This is a genomic window from Haladaptatus sp. AB643 (genome assembly GCF_024136975.1).
Taxonomy (GTDB): domain Archaea; phylum Halobacteriota; class Halobacteria; order Halobacteriales; family Haladaptataceae; genus Haladaptatus.
This window is the reverse complement of the sequence record NZ_JAMYJW010000006.1, coordinates 248,926-271,420: the sequence shown is the minus strand read 5'-3', so window position 1 is coordinate 271,420 and position 22,495 is coordinate 248,926. Positions and strand designations below refer to the sequence as shown.

At 62.7% G+C, this 22,495-nt stretch carries 19 protein-coding genes and 1 tRNA gene; 5 read left to right on the top strand and 15 right to left on the bottom strand.

Annotation, left to right across the window (positions count from 1 at the left end; genetic code table 11):
• The first annotated feature begins 63 nt into the window (after positions 1–63).
• The 4 genes from NKF25_RS14335 to NKF25_RS14320 all read left to right on the top strand — a co-directional run bounded on the left by NKF25_RS14335 (position 64) and on the right by NKF25_RS14320 (position 3,981).
• Positions 64–1,023, top strand: a complete 960-nt coding sequence (locus tag NKF25_RS14335) for a polysaccharide deacetylase family protein (protein ID WP_253227328.1) — start codon at positions 64–66, stop codon at positions 1,021–1,023.
• A 282-nt stretch (positions 1,024–1,305) separates the two neighbouring features.
• The gene (locus NKF25_RS14330; protein ID WP_253227327.1) at positions 1,306–2,886 is read left to right on the top strand and encodes an alkaline phosphatase family protein; all 1,581 of its coding nucleotides are present in this window, start codon (positions 1,306–1,308) and stop codon (positions 2,884–2,886) included.
• Positions 2,883–3,833 carry an NAD-dependent epimerase/dehydratase family protein gene (locus NKF25_RS14325; RefSeq protein WP_253227326.1) on the top strand — a complete coding sequence of 317 codons (951 nt, stop codon included), beginning with the start codon at positions 2,883–2,885 and terminating at the stop codon, positions 3,831–3,833. Before NKF25_RS14330 ends, NKF25_RS14325 begins: the two co-directional genes overlap by 4 nt.
• Before the next feature lie 63 nt (positions 3,834–3,896).
• A tRNA-Ile gene (locus NKF25_RS14320) sits at positions 3,897–3,981 on the top strand.
• Positions 3,982–4,045: 64 nt separating this feature from the next.
• Here NKF25_RS14320 and NKF25_RS14315 read toward each other — a convergent pair.
• The 13 genes from NKF25_RS14315 to NKF25_RS14255 form a co-directional block, all read right to left on the bottom strand.
• Positions 4,046–5,047 (bottom strand): nitronate monooxygenase, encoded by a 1,002-nt coding sequence (locus NKF25_RS14315; RefSeq protein ID WP_253227325.1) that lies wholly within the window; start codon positions 5,045–5,047, stop codon positions 4,046–4,048.
• Positions 5,048–5,150: 103 nt separating this feature from the next.
• The gene (locus tag NKF25_RS14310) at positions 5,151–6,620 is read right to left on the bottom strand and encodes an oligosaccharide flippase family protein (protein WP_253227324.1); all 1,470 of its coding nucleotides are present in this window, start codon (positions 6,618–6,620) and stop codon (positions 5,151–5,153) included.
• 31 nt (positions 6,621–6,651) lie between these two features.
• The gene (locus NKF25_RS14305; RefSeq protein WP_253227323.1) at positions 6,652–8,445 is read right to left on the bottom strand and encodes a hypothetical protein; all 1,794 of its coding nucleotides are present in this window, start codon (positions 8,443–8,445) and stop codon (positions 6,652–6,654) included.
• Between the two features lie 113 nt (positions 8,446–8,558).
• The gene (locus NKF25_RS14300; protein ID WP_253227322.1) at positions 8,559–9,533 is read right to left on the bottom strand and encodes a glycosyltransferase; all 975 of its coding nucleotides are present in this window, start codon (positions 9,531–9,533) and stop codon (positions 8,559–8,561) included.
• A 227-nt stretch (positions 9,534–9,760) separates the two neighbouring features.
• Entirely contained in the window at positions 9,761–10,834 is a 1,074-nt protein-coding gene (locus NKF25_RS14295; protein ID WP_253227321.1) for a DUF354 domain-containing protein, read from the bottom strand.
• 2 nt (positions 10,835–10,836) lie between these two features.
• Positions 10,837–11,910 carry a GNAT family N-acetyltransferase gene (locus tag NKF25_RS14290; protein WP_253227320.1) on the bottom strand — a complete coding sequence of 358 codons (1,074 nt, stop codon included), beginning with the start codon at positions 11,908–11,910 and terminating at the stop codon, positions 10,837–10,839.
• Positions 11,911–12,413: 503 nt separating this feature from the next.
• A complete protein-coding gene (locus NKF25_RS14285) occupies positions 12,414–13,307 on the bottom strand; it encodes a polysaccharide deacetylase family protein (RefSeq protein ID WP_253227319.1) in 894 nt (297 codons plus the stop codon).
• Complete coding sequence (wecB, locus tag NKF25_RS14280; protein ID WP_253227318.1) at positions 13,291–14,352, bottom strand: UDP-N-acetylglucosamine 2-epimerase (non-hydrolyzing); 1,062 nt, start codon at positions 14,350–14,352, stop codon at positions 13,291–13,293. The genes NKF25_RS14285 and wecB overlap by 17 nt, the downstream gene beginning before the upstream one ends.
• Positions 14,353–14,371: 19 nt before the next feature.
• Positions 14,372–15,436: a glycosyltransferase family 2 protein gene (locus NKF25_RS14275; RefSeq protein ID WP_253227317.1), complete on the bottom strand. Its 1,065-nt coding sequence runs from the start codon at positions 15,434–15,436 to the stop codon at positions 14,372–14,374.
• Positions 15,437–16,792, bottom strand: coding sequence for a nucleotide sugar dehydrogenase (locus NKF25_RS14270; protein WP_253227316.1), 1,356 nt, complete (start codon positions 16,790–16,792; stop codon positions 15,437–15,439).
• Complete coding sequence (locus tag NKF25_RS14265; RefSeq protein ID WP_253227315.1) at positions 16,789–17,772, bottom strand: Gfo/Idh/MocA family oxidoreductase; 984 nt, start codon at positions 17,770–17,772, stop codon at positions 16,789–16,791. The genes NKF25_RS14270 and NKF25_RS14265 overlap by 4 nt, the downstream gene beginning before the upstream one ends.
• Complete coding sequence (locus tag NKF25_RS14260; protein ID WP_253227314.1) at positions 17,765–18,841, bottom strand: DegT/DnrJ/EryC1/StrS family aminotransferase; 1,077 nt, start codon at positions 18,839–18,841, stop codon at positions 17,765–17,767. Before NKF25_RS14260 ends, NKF25_RS14265 begins: the two co-directional genes overlap by 8 nt.
• Positions 18,838–19,416 (bottom strand): acetyltransferase, encoded by a 579-nt coding sequence (locus tag NKF25_RS14255; RefSeq protein WP_253227313.1) that lies wholly within the window; start codon positions 19,414–19,416, stop codon positions 18,838–18,840. The genes NKF25_RS14260 and NKF25_RS14255 overlap by 4 nt, the downstream gene beginning before the upstream one ends.
• A 413-nt stretch (positions 19,417–19,829) precedes the next feature.
• On the opposite strand from NKF25_RS14255, the gene NKF25_RS14250 reads away from it, so the two are divergent.
• Positions 19,830–20,381, top strand: coding sequence for a hypothetical protein (locus NKF25_RS14250; RefSeq protein ID WP_066145596.1), 552 nt, complete (start codon positions 19,830–19,832; stop codon positions 20,379–20,381).
• A 40-nt stretch (positions 20,382–20,421) separates the two neighbouring features.
• Here the strand turns inward: NKF25_RS14250 and NKF25_RS14245 are convergent, their stop codons facing one another.
• Together NKF25_RS14245 and NKF25_RS14240 are read right to left on the bottom strand one after the other, a co-directional pair.
• Positions 20,422–20,631 (bottom strand): hypothetical protein, encoded by a 210-nt coding sequence (locus tag NKF25_RS14245; protein WP_066145593.1) that lies wholly within the window; start codon positions 20,629–20,631, stop codon positions 20,422–20,424.
• Positions 20,631–22,064 (bottom strand): hypothetical protein, encoded by a 1,434-nt coding sequence (locus NKF25_RS14240; RefSeq protein ID WP_253227312.1) that lies wholly within the window; start codon positions 22,062–22,064, stop codon positions 20,631–20,633. Before NKF25_RS14240 ends, NKF25_RS14245 begins: the two co-directional genes overlap by 1 nt.
• Positions 22,065–22,495 lie beyond the last annotated feature (431 nt).

The window sequence follows — 22,495 nt, the reverse complement described above, 5'->3', positions numbered from 1 at the left end:
CACCCGAACGAAACTGAACGGTCGGCGCGGTTTAATCGCGTTCCGACCGGGTTTTCGACAGACATGAACGCCGTCGTCCTCTCGCTCGACGCCGAACTCGCATGGGGGTATCACGACCTCTCGGAGGTCAAGGAGAACGTCGAGACCGCACGAACGTCGTGGTCTCGACTTCTCGCTCTGTTCGACGAGTTCAACATCCCCGCGACGTGGGCAGTCGTCGGTCATCTCTTTCTCGAATCGTGTGATGGGACGCACTCGAACCATCCGACACCGACGGACGACTGGTTCGACCGCGACCCCGGTAGCAGTGCGTCGGAGAACCCGTTCTGGTTCGGTGACGGCCTGATCGATGCCATCATCGACGCCGACGCACGACACGAACTCGGCTGCCATACGTTTTCACACGTCGAACTCGGCGACGAGGCGACGAATCGCGAGGTCGCAGTCGCGGAGACACGACGAAGTATCGAAACCGCGGACGACGCGGGGTACTCCCTCGAATCGTTCGTCTTCCCACGAAACAAGATCGGACATCGGGACGTGCTCGCCGCCTACGGACTCACGTGCTACCGCGGCGAGCGACCGGAACTCTGGTACGATGGGTCGCGCTTCCAGTCGCTCGGGAAGCTCATCGATTTGCTCGTGAGCAGGACGAGTCCGCCGCTCGTCACACCCGAAGTCGACGAGTACGGACTGGTGAACATCCCGGCGTCGATGTTCCTGTTCGGTTACGAGGGACGGGCGCGAACCGTCACCGAACGGCTTTGGGGAGACCCGCTCATTCGCTCGGCGAAGCGCGGCATCGACCGTGCTGCGGACGCCGACGAAGGGGTTTTTCACCTTTGGATGCACCCGAACAACTTCACGGAGGAACGGGACTTCGATCGATTGCGAACGATCCTCGAACATCTCGCAACCCGGCGCGACGAAGCGAGGCTTCAGGTCCGGACGATGGGCGAAATCGCGGGTGCGATTCGGGGAACCGATCCCGCGACGACCCGAACGCCCATCGGTCCGCGGTAGCGGCCGATTCTCTCGAATCGATTTTTCTCGTCGTCGCTCAGTTTCGATAGAGTAGGCTGCTGCTGCTCTGCCCATCGGGGTACATTCCCGACCGGTCGGAGTGCTTCGGACGGTTTTCGTACTCCAGTCGGTATTCGAGTGGAACCGTCGGAAACAGTCCCAAATACGCCGAGTAGACACACCCAGACCCCTCGAAACAAGCCCATAACAAAGCGAACCCCGATGGTGAAACCGATAGAGCCACGGGCAGGTGGACTGCCCCGGCAACGATAACTTATGTCGATGGAAACTGAGAGCCCGGAACGGGCGTTCGTCCTCGGATTGGACGGCGTCCCATGGGATTTGATTCGGCGATGGACAGGGGAAGGACAGCTACCGAACTTCTCTCGGTTGCTGGAGGAGGGTGCGTCCGGCCCGCTAACGAGTACGACACCGGACTCGACACCGCTAGCATGGCCGACGATCGCGACGGGTGTCTGGCCCGATAAGCACGGACTGTACGGGTTCCAACACTTGGAGCGGGGGTACACCCACCGGATGAACACCAGCGCGGACGTTCGCCGCCCGGAACTGTGGGACATCATCTCGCCCGCCGTCGTCGGCAACGTTCCGATGACGTACCCGGCGAGCGACATCGACGGATCGCTCGTCACCGGGATGATGACCCCGGAGATGGACGACGGGTTCACCCAACCACCGGAACTGGCCGACGAAATTGCGAACGAGATTCCGGACTACCAGATAGGCCTTTCGTGGGACGAGTACCGGGACCGCCCCGAGGAGTTCCGCGAGGAGCTAGCGAAGCTCCTCTCGACGCGTCGAACCCTGATGCAACGGTTGATGGAGGAACAGTGGCGGCTTTTCTTTTTCGTTTACACCGCCCCCGACCGCCTCCAGCACCTCATCTGGGAGGACGACGTCCTTCTCGAACACTACCAGCAACTGGACGAGATTCTGGGGGAGGTGATGGAGTACATCGAATCCCGTGATGCGGTACTGTTCGTCGTCTCCGACCACGGTTTCGGTCCGATTTCTCGGTTCGCCTTCCTCAACACGCTGCTCGAACGCGAGAACCTGCTGACGCGAAAGAGCGGCAACGGAACGCGGGGAACGCTCGCCAAGATGGGGCTGACGAAGGAACGGGTCGAGGGATTAATGGCCCGCCTCGGCATCAACGAAAAATCGCTCATCGAGCATCTTCCACGGGGATTGGTCGATTCCGTCGCCACGCACGTTCCCGGGAACCACAGCCTCTACGACGTGAATTTCGAGGAAACGGTCGCCTTCGCCCACGGGTCGGGTAACGTCTACATCAACGACACCATGCGCTTTGACCCCGGCGTCGTCGCGCCCGCCGACGTACCCGCGCTCAAGGAAGAACTCCGAACCCTGTTCGAAGGAGTGACCGACCCGGAAACGGACGACGCCCCACTGAACGTCCACGACGGGGACGAGGTGTTCCCGACGGACCCCTACTCACCCGACCTCGTGGTCAAAGGCATCGAGGGGTACGAAACGGCCGTGTCGCTCACCCGTTCGGTGTTCAGGGACAGCGGGAGCAAGGTCGCCAGTCATCGCCCCGAGGGAATCTTCTTCGCGTGGGGGGCCAGTATCGAAGCGGAATCGACGGCGAACGAAGCGAACGTTACGGACGTCGCCCCGACCCTGCTTCACGCGTTGGACGAGGCGGTCCCCTCCGACGCCGACGGTCGCGTGTTGAAGGAAATCTTCCATCCCCACTCCAAACCGGGACGGCGGGCCGTCTCACAGCGGGATTACGGTAAATCCGGAGAGTCCGAAGCCGTCGAAGCGGACTTCGACGGCGTGGAAGATCGACTCCGGGGTCTGGGGTACATGGAATGAGCGGCGGACGACGATCGGTCGACGACTCGGTCGTTCCACGCGGCCAAACGGTTCTCATCACGGGTGGCGCGGGGTTCGTCGGCAGCCACCTCGCCGAAGCGCTCGTGGACCACAACGACGTCCGAATCCTCGACGATTTCTCCGCCGGAAAGCGGGGTAACCTCCCGACGGACGTCACCGTCATCGAGGGAGACGTACGCGATTCGACGGTCGTCGATGAGGCCATGTCCGGCGTCGATATCGTCTTTCACGAGGCCGCGATGGTCAGCGTCTCGAAGTCGGTCGAACAACCGCTCCGGAGCCACGCCGTCACCGGCGACGGGAGTCTACTCGTCCTCGACCACGCTCGGCGGGAGGACGCGCGGGTCGTCCTCGCCTCCAGTGCCGCGGTGTACGGCCATCCCGAATCCGTACCGATTCACGAATCGGCGGGAAAGCGACCGACCTCTCCCTATGGCATCGACAAACTAACCGCCGATCAGTACGCCCGCCGATTTTCCGACCTCTACGGGCTCGAAACGGTCGTCCTGCGGTATTTCAACATCTATGGACCGCGGCAGAATCCCGAATACAGCGCCGTCGTCCGCACCTTCTTCGACCGTGCGACCGAGGGCGAGGACATCGCCATCGAAGGTGACGGAACCCAGACCCGCGATTTCGTCCACGTCGACGACGTGGTGCAGGCCAACTGCCGCGCCGCCACGACCGACAGGGTCGGAGAAGCGTTCAACATCGGTACCGGGTCGAGCGTCACGGTTCGCGGCCTCGCCGAGGCGATCCGCCGCGTGACCGACTCCGATTCGGAGGTCGTTCACGTCGATCCACGACCGGGCGACATCGACGACAGCAGGGCGGACATCACGCGGGCGAGGGAGGGACTCGACTACGAACCGACCGTCTCGCTCTCCGAAGGCCTCGATTCGCTCGTCGGTGAACTCACGGTCTGATCGAATTCTTCCCCCGTTCAGGGCCACCATAACAAAGGTAGTCCCGCCCCAAGGGTAGGACGAGGAAGGGTGGCTCAGTGGTAGAGCACCACCAACTTGTTGGTGGGAGCTTGATAGGCTTCGCGTGGTTCGAATCCCGCCCCTTCCGCTTTTGCGAGGAACGAACGTGACGAGCAACTGCGAAGGATCACCGAGCGTTCCATGCTCGTCAGTCATCTCTTTTGCAAGGCTTCGATCGTCTCCTCGGTGAGCGTTTCAATGACCCTCCCCGCCGGTCGTATCGTTTCGGTCAATCCCGCGCTCTGCCCGGCGTACAGCGGCAGTTCCTCCACGTCCCCGTTCATCCCGGGAACGGCGAGCGAATCTTCGTATCTGTGAACGGGGTCCCCAGCGTCAGTTTCCGCGACGACCTCCCCCTCCCCCGGTCGATGGCTTTCGGGGCGTCCCGCAGCGTTCCAGTCCGAGACGGTCGCGTTTTCGATCACTCGATGTGGCACCTCCGGCCATCCCTCGTCGAAGAGGGTGGCGTAGACCGTCTCGGTCTCGTTCGCTTCGATCACTCGCCGTCGATAGCGACGGTGAACGTTGGCTTCCTCGGTTGCAAGAAATCGCGTCCCGAGCCACGCACCTGCTGCGCCGAGGGTGAGGACGGCGGCGATTCCGCGACCATCCGCGATACCTCCGGCCGCGATAACGGGCGTCTCGGGAACGGTATCGACGATACGAGGGACTAACGGCAGGGTTGCGACCTCGCTCTGTACGTGACCGCCCGCTTCCCACCCCTGTGCGACGAGGACGTCCACGCCCGCATCGACGGCGTTCTTCGCTTCCTCGGCGCTACCGACGGATTGGAGAACGGTGCCGTCGTGGTCGTGAATCCGTTCGACGTACGGAGCGGCGGTCCCGAACGAGAACGAGAACACCTCGACACCGACGTCGAGACAGACTTCGAGATGTGTTTCCGTCGGAACGTCCTTCGCGCTCGGATCCTCGACGATGTTCACGCCGAACACGCCGTCGGTTCGCCGCTCGGTTTCGGCCAATAGCCGACGGGTCGTCGCCGCGTCCCGCCACGTGATGGCCAACATTCCGAGCGCACCGGCGTCCGCGACGGCGGCCGCCAGTTCGGGACAGGTCGCGCTTCCGATGGGCGCTTGAACGATGGGGACGTCGAGGCCGAGAGCGTCCGTGAGCGTCGTCGCTACTGTGGACACGATTGATCGATTAGGGATGTGCCGTACGGACCTTTGGTTCTAGGGGTGTGGAATTCGAAATCACCGTCAAGCGGTCGAAATCCGGTCGTGCCGACCGACTCCGTTAGGACTCCAGCACGTTCGCGACGCGACCGATGTCGAGCAGGCCGCTCATCGTCGCCAGACTGGCCCAGATAGCGCCGCCGAGCAGCACCACCCCGGCGAGCGATATCGGTCCCGAGACGAACGGGAGGGCGAGATACACGACGATGGACATGGCGAACGTGATGGCGAGGACGAAGGCGGCGTGTCGGAACAGGCGCGAAACCGGGAGTTCCAATTCGTGGTGGACGACGAGCACGTTGACGGCGACGTACACCGAAAAAGTCGCGACGGTGGCCCACGCCGCGCCGACGGCACCGAACGAGGGGATGAGGACGAGGTTGAGGGCGAAGTTCGCGGCGGAGGTCGCGCCCTTGGCCCACGCCCGTTCCCGCGCTCTGCCGAGGTAGTCGAGCGCGTCGCTGGTGATCAACGACACGGCGCTGAGGACGACGTACCCCGAGAACACCTGCACGACGGGGATGGCCCCGGCGTATTTCGCGCCGAACACCTGCCTCACGGCGGGACCGGCGAGGAGTGCCAATCCGGCAGCGGCGGGAACGTAGAGCAGGAGCGTGTGTCGTAACGTCGTCCCGTAGAGACTCGCGGCCGCGTCGCGTGCGTCGTCGGCCTTCTGCTCCCCGTAGGTCGGCGAGATGGTGAAACCGAGGGAGGCCGCGGGGGCCTGAAGGAACGTGGCGATGTTCTTGGCGAGGTAGTAGGAACTCACCGCGACCGGACCGACGATGGCCCCGACGAGGATGGTGTCGATGCGCTTGTCGAGGACGTTCGCACCCTGTGTCGCCGTGAGCGGAATGCTGTACCTGAGAACGCGCCGGGAGAGTCCGTCCTCGGGTTCGTCCGCGTCGTCGATGGTCGAGTAGAACTTCCGGTAGAGGACGGCGAACCCGACGACAGTCGCCACCGCATAGCTAGCCACGTAGCCGAGGAGTGCGCCGCCAGCACCACCGAGGACGACGACGCCGATGACGACGAACACCAGTAGACTCACGCTTCCCGTCGCCCGCGTCACGGCGCTCCACGTCACCCGATTGAATCCTTGAAACACGACGACTGCGAACGTGGAGAGCGAGTAGCATGCGATGTACGCCCCGCCGAACACCATCAGCGGGGCGAGTTCGGGTTGGTGGATGAGATGGGCGATAGTCCCCGAAAACAGGGTGAACGCCCCGGACACGACGACGATAGCGATGATCCGATAGCGAAGCGCCGCACGGAGAACGTAGGGGACCTGTCCCGGATCACGGTCCCGATATTCGGTGACGTATCGGGCCGCCGATTTCGAAGTGCCGAGGTCTGCGAACAGTCCGGCGACGCCGAACACGGCGAGCGCGCTACCGAGAAGTCCGTACTGGGCCGGAGTGAGCAAAAAGCGGGTGAGGACGAGGACTAACAACCCGCTCGCAACCATGTGAACCGCACGAGCACCCAACGATGCCTTGAATCCGCGTGCGAAGGTTTTCGTATCCATTATCGGATGAATTTCTGCAGTCTGAATCCCGTCATTTGATATAGTAGAGGTCGAAGCCGCCACCCGATTGTACCCTGTCCACGCCGGGTTGACTCTCGAGCGTTCTGAACCCACGCTCCGGGAATCGAAGCCCGCGATACACGGAGAGCTCTCGCTCCCTGGCGGCGTCGGTTATCGGTAGGTATCGCGGCCCATCGAAGACGTGCTCCAACCGTCCGGCGGTGAAGTTCTTCTCGGTAGCGTTGTAGTTGCCGTAAATTCCCTCGCCACGGAAATCGGCACGTCTGCTCGCCTCGTAGCCGAGAATTCCGTCCGAGTACCGCTTGCCGGACGCTCGAAGTCCGGTGAATTTCACGTCACCTCGGTGTGCGAGCGCCGTCGAGAATCCCGTCATCTCGCCGTCCGAAACTTGGCCGGACGTCTGGTACATGTAGGGGGAGTGGAATATAGTCACCAGCGAGAGGACGAGCATGATGGCGAAGAGTATCACGATGAACCCGGACACCGGGCCGTCGTTCGGCAGTCTTCTTCCGGCCGCGTCCACCCCACGGGCGAGCGCGATTGCCCCGAGCATCGTAACGGGGACCATGAGGAACCCCAGTATCCGAAAGTGAAACTGAGCGTAACTGGCTATGAAGAAGGCGACGAAGAGGACGAACAACGGAACGGTGCCGATGGCGAGATACTTGCTGAACGCGTTCGCGTCCGTTCCACGAACGCGGCCGAGGAGGCCGCCGAGCATCAGGATGCCCGCCAATAGGAGGAAGACGAAACTGACGAGAAACAGTTTCAAAAAGAGCAGACGGATGCTGCCGCCGAGTTGGGAGAGGCTCGCGGCCGCGTGTGCGGAATCCGCGCCCGCAGTCGGGTCGGAGAGGAGGCTGTTGATGAGCGCGTGCACCGCCCCGCCCGACCGTTGATGAAACGGTGACCACGCGAGAAACATTGCCCCGAGGAAGAACGTCTGTGAGTACAGCGCCCGATGGTGTGCGATGGCGTGCTCGTCGCGGAACAGGCGATAGACGAACTGGACGACGATGACGCCACCGAACAACAGGATGACGTTGGCTGCTTGTTGGGGATGAACGAACACGACGGCGATCGACGCGAGGGCGAGTAGCGCCCCTGCCCCGGTTCCCAGAATCGGCACCCGTCGAGGGTTCGATAGGGTGACGTACTTCGCCACGAGGTAGAGTATGAGCGGGAGGAACAGGATGGCCTGCGAGGTCGGGTGCGGCATGATGAAGACGCTGATCGTGTTTATCGGTAGGAGCAGGAATCCCGAAATCGCCGCGTACGTCACCGCCCTGTCGTCGTCCACCACGGCACCGACGGCGAGCGGAACGAACAGCAGATAGACGAGGACGAACGCGGAGACCATGACGAGCATCGACTGCGTGAGCGCCATGCCGGTCGCTTCGTGAACTACGATCGCGATGGTATGCGTACCGGGGTACAACAGATCGTAGGCGGGCATGTTCCCCGAGATGATGTCCTTCGCCCATCCGAGATGTGTCAGCGAGTCGCCCGGCCCGTAGAAGTAATACCCCCTGACGAGCGGGAGCGACGCGATGATCAGCACCGTCGCCCCTCCCAGTACGAGACCGAGCGTGCGATACCAGTCGGGTGCGGACACCGCAACCGCGGTTCCGAGAAGGAGAGCGAGGCCCGCCCCGACCCAGAAGAGGAGCGGCGTCGATCGGTAGATCGAGAGTTCGTAGCCGTGCGCTGGCGACATGTGTGCGATAAAAACCCCCGCTGCGAGCGCACAGAACCCGGCGACCAGCGTTATCTTCTCCAGTCGGTGTGCGTAGGTCCGTGCCATTTAATCGTCACCCTCGTCGGCGGAACGGCCCTTTGTTATAGACCACCTGATTCGCCGATGTCGTGACGAACCGGGTGACGGCGGCCGAGTCCGAATCATTGTGTGATGCTGCATCAGAGGACGGACTCGTAGACGGCACGGATCCTATCACCCATTCGTTCGAGTCCGACGTCGCGGACGTTCTCGCGTCCGTTCGACGGACGGGGGGACGAAAGCACGTCCACCAACCCGTCCACGAGTTCGTCGTCGGACCGACAGACGTGCGACGGAGAGACGTCCGCCAAACGGTCCTCGACGTCGCCGACATCGGTCGTCACGACCGGTAGGTTACACGCCATCGCCTCCTTGACGGAGTTCGGCGATCCCTCGCTCTTCGAGGGCAACAGGAGTACGTCCGCCGCGTTGTAGTAGGAAGCCATCTCGTCGTGTGGCACCCCGTAGACGCTCTGGAGTTCCACCGGCCCTCCGACCTGCTTCGCGGCGGCCGTGACCACCCGCTCCGCTCGCGGGAAGTCCTTTACCTCCCGCATCGGCGGATAGGGAAAGAGGACGTGTTTGGCGTTTCGAGACCACCCGACTGCGTCGCGGGCTTCACCCGTGGGTTGCGGGGAAAACCGCTCGAGGTCGATTCCGTGCGGAATGACGTGACACGGGGAGTCGAGTTCCGCCGCCATCCCTTCGGACATGACGATGACGGCATCGCAGTGGCGGGCACAGAATTTGCTCAACCAACCGTACTCGCCGAGGAGGTCAGACCCCCACAGCGAGAGGACGACCGGCAACCGAACCTGTGCCAGCGCCATCGGTGCCGTGAGTCCGTAGTTCGCGTGAACCAGGTCGTAGCCGTCCAAGGAGTTTTTGAGGACTGTCGGGAAAAATCGGAGGTAGTCGGTCGGCCGTCGTTCGGTGACCGATTCGTGGGTACGATGGGTTCCCGGCGGCGCGAGTGTCTCTTCGTGGACGCCGCGCGCTTCGAGAACCCGTAGTTGTTCGTTGTAAAATCGGGCTTCGACGTTCGTCACGAGGTTCAGCACCCGCAGCGGTCGCTGCTGGACGCTGGCGCTCGGCTGTGAGGTTCCTCTCGACACGTTGCTGAACCCGAGGGGAGTGTCGGCCTTTGTTATCCGTGGCTTTCCCGGGGGCAGGTTCGGCGTACCGAAAATCGCCCAATTTCGGCCCCGAACGTTGCGATTCGTCCCACGGGTCGGCCGAGAAAATATATCGGCTCTGATGATTCACGCGACGAGCGTCGTTAACTGGTCGGCGACGAGTTCGAACCGACCGGGACGCGAAAAAGTACGAAAAACCGTATTCGCTATCGGTGCGACACCGCGACCGTTCGTTCGATACGTTGCTGTGGGACCACGGCCGTTCTCGCCACGTCCACGATGACGTCGGTGAGGTTCACCTTGTCCGAGAGATACTCGTCCCGTCGCTCGCGGAGACGGCGTTTCGCCGAGTCGTCCGAGATGGTGGTGAGCGCCTGCGAGAGCACGTCGTCGAACTCCCGGAAGTTGTAGATGAGTCCCTCGCGTTCGAGTTCGATGAAGTTGCCCATGTCCGACTCGCCGACGAAGGAGTTCGACCGGATCGCGGGCGTTCCCAACAGGGCCGCCTCCGTCACCATCGTCTGGGTGTCGGCGACGAGCAGGGACGCTTCGGCCAGCGCGTCGTGGAGCAAGGCTGGGTGGAGGTCGAACTCGTAGGAGTCGCCGGGGGCCGGGTTGCCGCCCTCGTCGGAGACGAACACGGTGACGTGCTCGGAGAGCGCGGCGATGAGTTTCCGACGCTTTTCAGGCGAGAATCCCGAGTGTCCCACGTCGTGGTGCGAGCCGAACGCGTTGAATCGGACGATGGCGTACTCCTCGTCCGGCTCGACGCCGAGCCGGTCCCGAATCGTCGGGTCGGGTTCGTACACGTCCGGGTGGAGATAGGCGAGTTCCTTGAACCCGCGGAACTCGTAGTGGTTCGCGCCGAGGTCCTTGCCGAAGGTGTGCGGCGTGAGGAACGTGTCCACGAACGGGCGGGACGCGACGTGGTCGAACGTCGTCGGTTCCGAGTCGGCGACGACGACGACCGGCGTGCGAGACATCGCCCCGGCGTGAGCCGCGTAGGAGCCGACGCCGAAGATGAGGTCCGGATCGTAGCGCCGCGTCTGCCGGAAGATTTCGAGGTACTGCCCCGGCAGTTCGCGGAAGAGCGAGAACATCGTCGTCTCGCACTTGCCGTAGATTCGATACGGCAGGTCGTGATAGTCCAACAGTGCATGGGTACAGCCGTAATCCCGCCCGAGGACGAGCACGTCGTGGCCCTCGGCTTGCAGTCGCTCTATCGCGTGGCGATAGAGGTGGACGTGCGCGGGCGTGTTGGTGAAGAAGAGGTATCGCATTCTCATCCCCTCACGAACTGGTAAGCCCGTTTCGCGGCGCTCATCGTCGTCCCGTTCGATTCGACCAGATAGTACGGGACCAGGTCCGCCCCGAACTTCGCCTTGTATCGACAGAGCCGCTCCGTGTTGGCTCCCATCAGGTCGTACCTCGTCACCGACTCGACCGGCGGTTCCTCGACGATGTCCTGAATGATGTTCCAGTGGACGAGGCTGTTCACGCTCGTCCCCTCGTACACCGAGCGGGCACCGCCCTGCCAGAAGTACGCCGCGTCGTTCGAGTAGAGCGCGGTGATCCCGGTCAGGTAGTTCCCCTCGTCGTCCCGAGCGACGTAGGTCTGGGCGGCGTCGTCGAGTCCCTCCCAGAGGTCCCGAACGTACTCCCACGAGAGGCCGAGCGTCTCGTCCTGTTCGTCGTACCGTTCGACGGTGTGCTCGAACACGTCGCGCGCGCCGTCGATTCCCTCGCGGGTGACGGTCACGTCGAGGTCCTCGGCGTCACGAATCTCCCGACGGAGGCTCTTGCTGAAGGATTTCTTCACGGCGTCGGCCGTGGTCGATGCGAGGTCCAGTTCGTAGGTGAAGTACGGTTCGACGCTCAGGTCTCCCCACGAGTACGGTCGCGGGTCGCCGTAGTCGGTGCCACAGAGCATGCGGAACAGGGTCAACCCGGACTCCATCTGTTCACCCACACGCTGTGCGACCGGCGAATCGAATCCGACCTCGGCGAGTCGCGCCGTGTAGTCGGTTCGGATCCGGCCGAGCACCGTCTCGGTGAACTCGCGGTTGACCTTCTCCTGCTTCCGTCGTTTCGGACTCGTCGGCATCATGATCGGTCCCAGCCGCGGAATCCCCATCCCTGGCGGTGGCGAGAACGCGGCGGTTCCGAGCGGTCCGTTCCGGACGACGACGGGAAGCAGGGCGATAGCTTGTTGTCCCTTGAAGCCCCCGTACAATCGGAGTTCGCCCGGTGCGTGCCGCTCGATCGCCGCGAGCGCCGCCGGACGGTGAAACACCTCGAACCCGTCGTTGGGGAGCGCGTCAGCCCACTCTTCGATAGATAAACGTTCGACTCTCATTCGTTCGTCTCGTCCGCCGATAGCGGCGGTTTTCACTTTGTTATCCCCCACCTGCCGCGACGAATGATCGACCGAAAGGGGTTCAGGCGGTGTCTACTCCGACGGTTACGACGAGATCGGATCGGATTCGAGCGAAATTCGAGCGTTTGAGCTACTGACACAAAGATATCCGACTATTCGATACGGAGGCGAATATTCGAATATATTTCTCAATGCACGATGGTAACGACGACACGGCACCGAATTCCTCCGGGAACGCAGTGACTACGATGGAAGCGTTGGAAATCCTCGCCACACCTGCTACGATGTGGATTTTGGTTGCGGTCCCATCGCCGCACGGTATACGTAGTCACGGGGATAGAAAAATCTCTCGTATCGAACATCTATCGGCCTTCGAAAACTTGGTCTCGGAGGATGTCGTGTCAGCTCAAACGTCGCAGTCTCCGGAGCGAGAAACCATCTGAACCGTATCACTGTCGCGTACGAAAATCGCCGGGAACGCGTTATTTACTGTGCATGCTCGCGCGACTCGTCGAGGTCCGCGAGGCGGTTCCGACCCGATCAGCGAGGTCGCCCGGGGGGCCGACCCACGCGCCGCGGTCGAGGGCTGACTCGATGAGGCGGCGGTAGAGGCGGCGGTGGCCGGGGAACTCGTCGGAGAACAGGCGGGGGTGCCAGAGGACGGTCATCACGGCGTCGTTCTCGGCGGCTTCGGCTAGCAGGTCCTCGCAGGCCGCCCACGCCGCCTCGAAATCGTCGCCGGGGTCGGGGATGGCGATGTCCATCATGGTGAGCGGGAAGACGATGAAGTCGTCGTCGAACGGACGCTGCACGCCGTAGCCGTGCTGGAAGCCGTAGTCGGAACTCGACCCGAGGGATGCATCGTACTCCAATCCGATGTCGCGGTGGTGTTTCCAGGTGGAATCACCGCGGTTCAGATGGTGTTGACGACCGCCGCGGACCCGGTGACCGAGGGCGGCCTCCAGCGCGGTCTTCTGCTCGCGGAGGGCATCCGGATCGTCGTAGGAATCGTAGGAGCCGTGGAGTCCGACCTCCCAGCCTCCGTCGTCCAACTCGTGGAGCACGTCCAGGATGGCCGTGTCGAACAGGTCGTAGCGACCGAGGTGTTCGATCCAGTAGCGCGGCGTGAACCACTCGTTCGGCGGCTTCTGGAAGATCGATTCCTCCTGAAGGAAGTAAAACGCCGATCGAACGCCCAGGGAATCCTCCAGTTCCATGATCTCCTCGAACTGCCACCACGGATTAACACCGGGGGCGAGCGCCGAGAGATGACCCAAATTCCGGTCTTTGAGTGCGTAGTACGGGGCTTGCAGTCGTTTGTAGGGTCTATCCACGTCGTGGGTCAAACACAGTTCGAATTCATAGCCGGGTAACATCGGAAAGCACCTCCACGATCCGTTCGGCCGCGGTCCCATCGCCGTACGGCGTGGGCTTCTCGTTCGGCATCGTCACGTCCGACAGGGCGCTTCGAATCGCCCCGCCGTCCGCGCCGACCAACCGGTTCCAGCCACTCTCGACGGTCTCGACCCACTCGGTCTCCTCGCGGAGCGTGACACAGGGCGTGTCGAGGAAGAACGCCTCCTTCTGGACGCCGCCCGAATCGGTGGCGACGACCGCCGCGGCGTCGAGCAGGGCGACGAACTGCCGATATCCGACCGGTTCGGTCAGTATCAACCCGCGTTCGGCCCGGCCGTAGAGGCCGAACTCCTCGAGTCGGGCCACCGTCCGCGGATGGGCGGGGAGGACGACCGGACGCGGGTCCTCGACCAGCGCGTCCACGATCTCCTCCAGTTTTTCGGGATCGTCCGCGTTCGTATCCCGGTGGACCGTGGCGAGGACGAACTCCCCGGACCCCACGCCGAAGTCCGAGAGAACGCTCGTATCCGCCCGGTCGCGCGCCCAGAGCAGGGCGTCGTAGCCCACGTCGCCGGAGTTGTGGACCCCTTCCGTGATCCCCTCGCGTGCGAGGTTGGCCGCGGCGTCGGTGGACGGGACGAACAGTAGGTCGGCGGCGTGGTCGGTCAGGACGCGGTTCGTCTCCTCGGGAATCTCGCTCCCGCTGCGCATTCCGGCCTCGACGTGCGCCAACGGTGGGTCCATCTTCGACGTGACGATGGCCGCCGCGAGCGTCGAGTTGGTGTCGCCGTAGACGAGCACCGCGTCCGGTTCCTCGGCCTCGATTTCGGCCTCCAATCCGGAGAGCATCGCGCCGGTCTGCCGACCGTGGGTGTCCGAACCGACGCCGAGGTTGGTGTCCGGATACGGGATGGACAGTTCCTCGAAGAACACGTCCGACATTCCTTCGTCGTAGTGCTGGCCGGTGTGGACGAGCACTTCATCGTGGTCCTGCCTGAGGACGCGGGAGACGGCGGCAGCTTTCACGAACTGCGGGCGTGCGCCGACGACGGTCAGTACCTTCATCTATCGTATTCCTCCGAATTCATTCGTTGCGTACCTCCAGTTCCGCGGTTTCCTCCCGGTCGAACGCCATCGCCAGCACGAAACAGATGCCGCCGAGGAGCATCGCCGTGAGTCCGTCCGAGGACCCTCGCTTGCGTCGAGCCAACGAGAGCAACCCGGCGGCGGTTCCCATCGCTCCGAGACCGTACAGGAACGCGAGCGGGTGAAAGTCCCGGACGAGATATTTCGTCTTGATCCGCCACAGGAAGCTCCACAGCAGCAGCGCGGAGAGCTTCGGGATGAACGTCGAGTAGCGAATCGTGCTCTGTTCGTCGCCGTACACCGCGGGCATGGTCACGTCGGCGACGCGCATGTCGTGGACGTTTAGCCGGACGAGGAGGGCGTTCGCGAAGCCGTAATCGTCGTACACGTCCTCGATCGCGAGGTTCGAGAGCGCTCGGCTCGAAATCGCCGTGTAGCCGTTTTGCGGGTCCACCATCCCCCAGTAGCCGCTGGCGACCTTCGTGAGGAACGTCAACAGCCAGTTGCCGAAACTCCGCCACGCCGACATTCCCTCGCGGAATCCCGGCGTCGAGAGTCGGTTCCCCTTCGTGTAGTCGGCCCGGCCGTCCACGATGGGTTGGATGATTCGAGCCAACATCTCGGGACGCATCTGGCCGTCACCGGCCATCACCGCCGTCACGTCGATGTTCTCCTCGTGTGCACGACAGTAGCCGGTTTTGATGGCCGCGCCGACGCCCCGATTTTCGGAGTGACGGATCGGCACGATACGCCGGTCGAAGTTCGCCCGAGCGTCGTTCATCGTGCCCCCGTCGTTCATCCTGCCACTGCCGCTCATCGCTCCGCCGTCGCCCGTTCGACCGCCGTCGTCCATCGCTCCACCGTCGCCCATCGTCGTACCGTCCGCGACCGCTTCGGCGCGTTCGGCGTGCGACTGAATCTCGGCCCACGTACCGTCGGTCGAGCAGTCGTCGATGACGTACACCCGGTCGACGAACTCGGGGACGGTGTCGATGACGCCGCCGACGAGTCCTTCCTCGTTGTACGCCGGGACCACGACCGCGACGGATTTGCCCTCGTACATTCAGTCACCTCCGATGGTGTAGACGCGGTGGTCCGACCGGGACAGGTCCAGACAGTTCCGGCCGTCGACGACGACCATCGGATCGAACCCGTCCCAGTCGATGTCCGCGAACTCGTCGTGGTTCGTGACCATCACTGCCGCGTCGAAATCGTACCCTTCCACGGCTTCGAGCGGGAGTTTCGTCGCCTCAAAGTCGTCGGCGGTCGGGAGCACTGGGTCCACCGCGAACACGTCCGCACCGCGCTCGGTCAGGTCGGCACAGATGGGGCGTGCCGGGGCGGCCCGCGTCTCCTCGACGCCGGGTCGGTAGGTCAGACCGAGGACGAGCACCCGCGAGTCCGCGAGCGATTTGCCCTCGTCCTCCAACAGTTCTCCGACCTTTTCGACCGTGAACGCGGGCATCGAGTCGTTCACCTCGCGTGCGGTACTCAACAGCGGGAAATCCATCTCGAACTGGCGGATGAGGAAGTACGGGTAGTACGGAATGCAGTGCCCGCCGACGCCCGGTCCCGGCCGATGAATGTCACAGAACGGCTGGGTGTTCGCCGTCTCGATGGCCCGGTTGACGCTGATATCCGCCGCGTCGGCCATCGTGGCGAGTTCGTTCGCCAGCGCGATGTTGACGTCGCGGTAGACGCCCTCGAACACCTTCACGGCTTCAGCGGTCGTCGCGCTCGGCACCGCGATGACCTCGTTGCTGGTCAGTTCGCCGTAGACGAGTTCCGCGACGCGCGTGCTCTCATCGTCCACGCCGCCGACGACTTTGGGGTAGGCTCCCCGAATGTCTTCCAATGCGCGACCGCTGGAGGTTCGCTCCGGGCAGACCGCGACCCCGAACTCTTCACGCGTGAGGTCGCTCTCGCGTTCCAACATCGGGAGCAAGACGTCGCGGGTCGTCCGCGGCGGGACGGTGCACTCGACCACGACGAGGTCGCCGGGGGCGAGTCCCTCGGCGACGCTCTCCATCACCGACTGGAGGATGGCGAGGTCGGGTTCGTCGTCGTCGGTTATCGGCGTCGGAACGATGACGACGTGAATCGCGGCGTCCCGCGCCGCTTCCGTCGGCGATTCGACCGCCCGGAGGGACCCCGACTCGACCGTTTCCGAGACGAGTTCCTCGAGACCGGGTTCGCGCTGGACGTGACACTCGCCGCGGTTGATTCCTGCGACCACGTCCGGATCGATGTCCGCCCCGACGACGTTGCTGCAAGTCTCGGCGTACACCGCCGCGAGCGGTAGGCCCATCTTTCCGAGGCCGTACACAGCCACGGGAACATCGCCGGACAGGAACGCTTCACGCTGCTCGTCCGTGGATGCGTCGTTCGCGTAGAGCCTTTCGGGTCGCCGCAGGCTCACCCGAGATGCACCTCCTGTTCCTGCTCCTTCGGGCCGGACGCCAATCCGTCGATCTTTCGAGCGACTTCGAGCACGCGAAGTCCGTCCTCGCCGGTGACGACCGGCGTCGAACCGGTCGTCGCGCTCCGGACGAACGATCGGAGTTCGTTCTTCAGCGGTTCGCCGTTCTCCACGGTCGGGCGCTCGATGATGCTCTCGTGCCGGTAACGCAGGTCGCCGTTGTCCTCGATGTACTCCGGCAGCGAGTGACGGTGAATCTCGACCGACTGGTTCGTGTAATCGACGTTCACCCGACAGTCGGCCGCCGTGATCGACAGCTTCCGGACCTTCTCCTGTGTCACCCGACTCGCCGTGAGTCCGGCGACGATTCCGCCGTCGAACTGGATACTCGCACTCGCATAGCGGTTATCCCGCGTCCCGGCCGCCGCAATCGAGTTGATATCGTCGTCCACGATGGAGAGCAGGACGTCGATGTCGTGAATCATCAAATCCATCACGGCGCTCACGTCCACCGCTCGGCCCTCCGGTGGCGGACCGAGTCGCTGTGCATCGATGGCGATGATATCGAGTTCCGAGACGATCTCCGAGAGCGTCCGGATCGCCGGATTGAACCGTTCGATGTGGCCGACTTGAATCATCACGTCCGCGCTCTTCGCGCGGGAGATCAGGTCCACCCCCTCGTCGGGATCGCCGACGAACGGCTTTTCGACGAGGACGTGAACCCCCGCATCGATACACTTCTTCGCCGTCTCGTAGTGGTATGGAGTCGGAACAGCGATGGAAGCGACGTCCGCGATTTGGAGGGCGGTTTCCATATCGACGGCCTGTGTGCCGTGATTTCTGGCGACTTCGGCCGCGTTCGCTTCGTCCACGTCGTGAATCCCGACGAGATTTACTTCGGGTAGTTCGCTGTAGACGCGGGCGTGATGGCGACCCATGCTTCCGACGCCGATGACGACCGCGTTCGTTGGTTCACTCATAATCTATGATGGTGGTTGCAATCGTTCGCACGTCTTCACCCGTCAGGCCGGGATGGACGGGAAGCGAGAGGACTTCGTCCGCCATCCGTTCCGAAACCGGGGCGTCGTGTTCGACGTGCTGGTATGCTGGTTGTTTGTGAATCGGCGTCGGGTAGTAGACGCCCGTCCCGATGCCGTGCGATTCGAGGTGGTTTTGCAACCCGTCCCTGTCCTCCGTGCGAATCGTGTACTGATGGTAGACGTGGCGACAGTCGTCGGGTTCGACTGGCGGTTTGACGGTCGCGTCACGGAGGCGGTCGGTGAGATAGGCCGCGTTGGCCCGCCGCGCCTCGTTGTACTTCGGGAGCCGTGACAGCTGCACGCGACCGATGGCCGCGGCCATGCTCGTCATCCGGAAGTTGTGACCGAGACGAACGTGGTCGTAGCCGCCGTCCGCGGTGCGACCGTGGTTGACGAAACTCGCCGCGCGTTCGGCCACGTCGCGGCGGTCGCTCGTCACCATTCCCCCCTCCCCCGTCGTCATGTTCTTCGTCGGGTAGAAGGAGAAACAGGCCGCGTCGCCGAACGACCCGACTGGTCTGCCGTCGTACTCCGCACCGTGTGCCTGCGCGGCGTCCTCGATCAGTGCGATGTCGTGCGTTTCGGCGATATCCTGCAGGTGGTTCATCTCCGCCGCCAGTCCGTAGAGGTGCACCGCGAGAATCGCGTCCGCCTCGTGTTTCCGGACCGCCTGCTCGGTCGCGTACGGATCGAGCGTGTACGTGTCCGAGTCGATGTCGGCGAAGACGGGTTCCGCCCCGGCGAGCCGAATGGCGTTCGCGCTGGCGACGAACGAGAACGGCGAGGTGACCACGCGGTCACCCGGGCCGATATCGAGGGCCTCGAACGCGGCGTGGAGGGCCGTCGTTCCGTTGCTCGTGGCGACGCCGAACTCCGTCCCGCAGAAGGCGGCGAACTCGTCCTCGAACCGACGTACTTCCGGCCCGTCGGCGAGTTGTCCCTCCTCGATACAGGAGACGGTCGCTTCGATCTCCTCGCGCCCCAGTTCGGGGTTCGCGATGGGAATCATATGTCGTTCCCTCCCGAGAGCGATTCCGGAAGCGGACGTATCTCGGCGGGCGTACCGACGGCGAGCGTTTCGGGTGGCACGTCGTCAGTCACGACGGCACCGGCGGCGACGAAGGCCCCCTCGCCGACGGTGATGCCGGGGAGGAGGGTTACGTTCGCGCCGATGGAAACGTCGTCTTCGAGCGTCGGCCCTTCGAGGTCCGTCGATTGGCGGATGGGATACGGGTCGTTAGTGAACGTCGCGGCCGGTCCGACGAACACCCGGTTCCCGACCGTGGTGTTGGTCGGGACGTAAACGTTCGTCTGCATGCTCACGTGCGAACCGATGGTCGTTTGCCCATCGATAACCGTGTTCGTGCCGACGATAACGTCGTCGCCGATGGTCGTTTTCTCCCGCACGAGGGCACCGTGGCCGGTCGTGAAATCGCTCCCGATGGTTACGTCGTCGTAGATAACCGTTCCGGACCGGATGGTCGCACCGTTACCGATAGTCGGTGGCGTCGAATCCGCCGTGTAGGCGTATCCAACCGTCGCATCCGGGTGGATGGTCCGGTCCCGACTCTGTGGTTCGGTCACGGCCGACCACCCCAGCGGGGACACGAATCACAGGGCGTGTCAGTGGATGGTAGTGAGTTCATAGCTTGGGTCATGAATCGCCCGATTCCGCCGTGCGTGCGACGGACTGGGCGTTATTCCCCATGCCCTACCTGTCCTCTTTGTTATACGCTCCTTGGCGGAGGGTAGCTCCGGACTAGCCCCGCTACGAGCCGTTTACCCGCCGAAATCGGCGTTACTCGACCGGGAACGAGGAATACGGCCGAATGGGCGGGGTGTATGGCGACGTTACCCGAGAACAGCACCGTGGTAACAAAGTGGGGAAGCGGTGATTGCCGGTGTATGCGGTGGTGGAAGCCGTGACCACAGGCTGGTCGCGTACGCAAACGGAGGTGTATTGGTTTCGATGAGCGAGCGGCCTCTCTCCCCATACGATGGCTAGTTCCGGACTCTCACAGGACCAGGTGTTCGAGGTTCTCAAGAGTCCACGACGACGCTATGCGCTCTACTACCTGCGACGTGAGGGTGGAATCGTCGAGCTATCCGACTTGACCGATCAAGTCGCAGTGTGGGAGAACGACACCACGCTCTCGGGGTTGACGAGCGAGCAGCGCAAGCGCGTCTACATCTCGCTCTATCAGACCCATCTCCCCAAACTCGACGACGCCGGAATCGTGGAGTACGACAGGGACGAGGGCGAGATTTCCCTCTCGCGACGCGCACGTGAACTCGATACGTACCTCGGCGACGTCTCTCGACCCGAGATTCCGTGGGACAGATACTACCTCGCGCTCTCGCTCGGTAGCATCCTGCTCGTGCTCGGCGTCTGGTTCGAAATATACCCGTTCACGCTGATTTCCGGCATCGCCACTGCCGTCATCATACTCGTCGCGTACGGGGTTTCGGCCATCGCCCAGTATCTCTACTATCGGCGGCGAACCGTGCAGGGATTGCCGCCCGAACTGCGGCGGGCCGAAGGGCAGTAGGTGGAAGAAGAACGGACCTCGAAAAGATCCGTTGGAGGGTCTACTGCTTCTTTTCGACGTTACAAACGGCGTCCGCGTCAGCGAGGATGAACGCGTCGTCGCGGAGCATGTCCTTGTCCTTTGGAAGGAACATGAGTCGGCCGCGCCCGTCTCGGCGGGCGCGGATAACGTCCCACTCGTCGATTTCGTAGCCGAGGTCCCCTTCGAGGTCGGGGTTGGCGGGAAGTCGCTCCCAGCGGGACCGGCTCATTATTTCCCCGCTCCGATCGAGATTCGTGCCTTGCCGTCGACCTGGAGTCGTTTCAAGTCACCCGAGAATCGATAGCCGTCCTTACCGTTGAAGACCTTCCCCGTGACACGGGTGCCTTCGACGGTGTCCATCTTGTTGATCGAACCGAGGGCGTCGGATTTGGCGACCGACCCGCCGACGTCGAAGGAGTAGCTGCTCGATCCGGCGGTTTTGTGTCCGTTGATGACGATGGTTTTTGGCAGACCGAGTTTGCCCGCCGTGACCTGCTCGCCGTTGAGGGACACTGTCGCCTTGCCGTCGAGACTGAAGCTCACGAGCGGGCCCGAGAACTCGTAGCTGTCGGTGCCGCCCGCGACGGAGCCGGTTGCGGTACCGTTTTTGAGCGTGTCGTCGTCGTCCTTCGAGGCTCCGTGATCGGTCGACTTTCGGATCTTTCCGGCGACCTCGAACTCGTAGGACGCCGCCTTCGAGGACGAGTTGCTCGAAATACTGATGACGTTCGGCAGTCCCTTCGCTTTCGACTGCTTTTTCTTCGCCGCTTGCTTGCGATTTCCGTGACTCTTGGCCGCACCGCTCGCCGCCTGCTCTGCGGTCATTGGGACGCCTTTCGGCGGCGTCAGGTCCGCGTTGTCGCCGGTTCGGGTGTTTTCCGTTTGCACGTTACCGCCGTGTGCGGTCACCAATCCACCCTGGATGTCGGAGTTGATGACTTTCGTCGTACCGTACCAGGACCAGACACCGCGGTTGTTGACCGTACCGGGTGCCGAACAGTTCTCGCCACAGGGGGGCGTACTTTCGTCGACCTTCACCACGGAATTCTTGACGTACGGCGTTCGGGAGCCCTTCGCGTTCAGGCGGATGTTGGAGATGTTGTTCGAGTGGAAGTACGAATCCTCGACGTTCGTGATCCCCGTCGCACCTTTACTTCCCGGACCGGAGGCGTACAGACCGTTGTTGACCGTGTTTGCGATGTGTGTGCGTCGAATGGTGATGGTTCCACGGTGGGGAAGGTTGGCGTTGACCCAAACCCCGCCACCGTGTTTTCTGGCCTTAGTGCCGTCACCCATGTAGACGTTTTCGATGAGACCGTGACCGTCCGACGATTCGACGCCGGGCATGATCATGAAGCTCTCACCGCTGTGCTGTCCTTTGATACCGACGTTTCGAATCGTCCAACCGTTTCCGCTGGTCGTGATCGCCACGCCAGCACCGGATGCGGTGATGTCGATGAGGACGTTCTCGAACGTCACTCCGTCCCCAACGTGGATCGATTTCTGTTGCCCAGCAGGGACGGTGATGGTTCGATAGTCTTCTGCGTTCGCTACGCCGGCCGTAGCGAAGGCTGCTGCCGTCGCTCCGGCGAATTTCAGATACGAACGTCGGTTTAACAGACCGCTGTCTGTCGAATCGCGTGCCGTTTCGTCGCGTGCCATGGTTTCAATGCCGCATTACCAATTTAAGTAGATTACGATCCTGTCTCAATGCAATCCGAATTATTTAAAAGTGTATTAATGGCAGTTATCCGAGGAGAGTATGACGTCATTTCCAATGGAAACGCCACATTACCGCCGGGTCGTCGTCTATTTGACGTTGAGAATGACCTTCGATTACGTTTCGTCGTGGAGTGAGCATCTGTGACATCGATCCAGATGTAAACGTCGATGCCACACCTGCCCTTTCAGGAAGGATATCGCTCGCCTGTCGTTGCGTCGCGTGCCATTGCAGATTCAATGTTCTTCTCCTATTTTATGTATGTATCGGTTTGGGGCCACTGTACCGTCTGAAATATTTGATGGCCGATTCCGTCGAGAGAACGGATGGGCCGTCGAACCGGAGAAAGGTGGTATTGAGTCACACGTTCCCC

Coding starts and splice junctions, on each gene's coding strand:
- NKF25_RS14250 (WP_066145596.1), top strand. CDS start 19,830: ATGGCTAGTTCCGGACTCTCACAGGACCAGGTGTTCGAGGTTCTCAAG.
- NKF25_RS14335 (WP_253227328.1), top strand. CDS start 64: ATGAACGCCGTCGTCCTCTCGCTCGACGCCGAACTCGCATGGGGGTAT.
- NKF25_RS14325 (WP_253227326.1), top strand. CDS start 2,883: ATGAGCGGCGGACGACGATCGGTCGACGACTCGGTCGTTCCACGCGGC.
- wecB (WP_253227318.1), bottom strand. CDS start 14,352: ATGAAGGTACTGACCGTCGTCGGCGCACGCCCGCAGTTCGTGAAAGCT.
- NKF25_RS14245 (WP_066145593.1), bottom strand. CDS start 20,631: ATGAGCCGGTCCCGCTGGGAGCGACTTCCCGCCAACCCCGACCTCGAA.
- NKF25_RS14305 (WP_253227323.1), bottom strand. CDS start 8,445: ATGGCACGGACCTACGCACACCGACTGGAGAAGATAACGCTGGTCGCC.
- NKF25_RS14285 (WP_253227319.1), bottom strand. CDS start 13,307: ATGTTACCCGGCTATGAATTCGAACTGTGTTTGACCCACGACGTGGAT.
- NKF25_RS14290 (WP_253227320.1), bottom strand. CDS start 11,910: ATGAGAGTCGAACGTTTATCTATCGAAGAGTGGGCTGACGCGCTCCCC.
- NKF25_RS14275 (WP_253227317.1), bottom strand. CDS start 15,436: ATGTACGAGGGCAAATCCGTCGCGGTCGTGGTCCCGGCGTACAACGAG.
- NKF25_RS14265 (WP_253227315.1), bottom strand. CDS start 17,772: ATGAGTGAACCAACGAACGCGGTCGTCATCGGCGTCGGAAGCATGGGT.
- NKF25_RS14260 (WP_253227314.1), bottom strand. CDS start 18,841: ATGATTCCCATCGCGAACCCCGAACTGGGGCGCGAGGAGATCGAAGCG.
- NKF25_RS14330 (WP_253227327.1), top strand. CDS start 1,306: ATGGAAACTGAGAGCCCGGAACGGGCGTTCGTCCTCGGATTGGACGGC.
- NKF25_RS14240 (WP_253227312.1), bottom strand. CDS start 22,064: ATGGCACGCGACGAAACGGCACGCGATTCGACAGACAGCGGTCTGTTA.
- NKF25_RS14310 (WP_253227324.1), bottom strand. CDS start 6,620: ATGGATACGAAAACCTTCGCACGCGGATTCAAGGCATCGTTGGGTGCT.
- NKF25_RS14295 (WP_253227321.1), bottom strand. CDS start 10,834: ATGCGATACCTCTTCTTCACCAACACGCCCGCGCACGTCCACCTCTAT.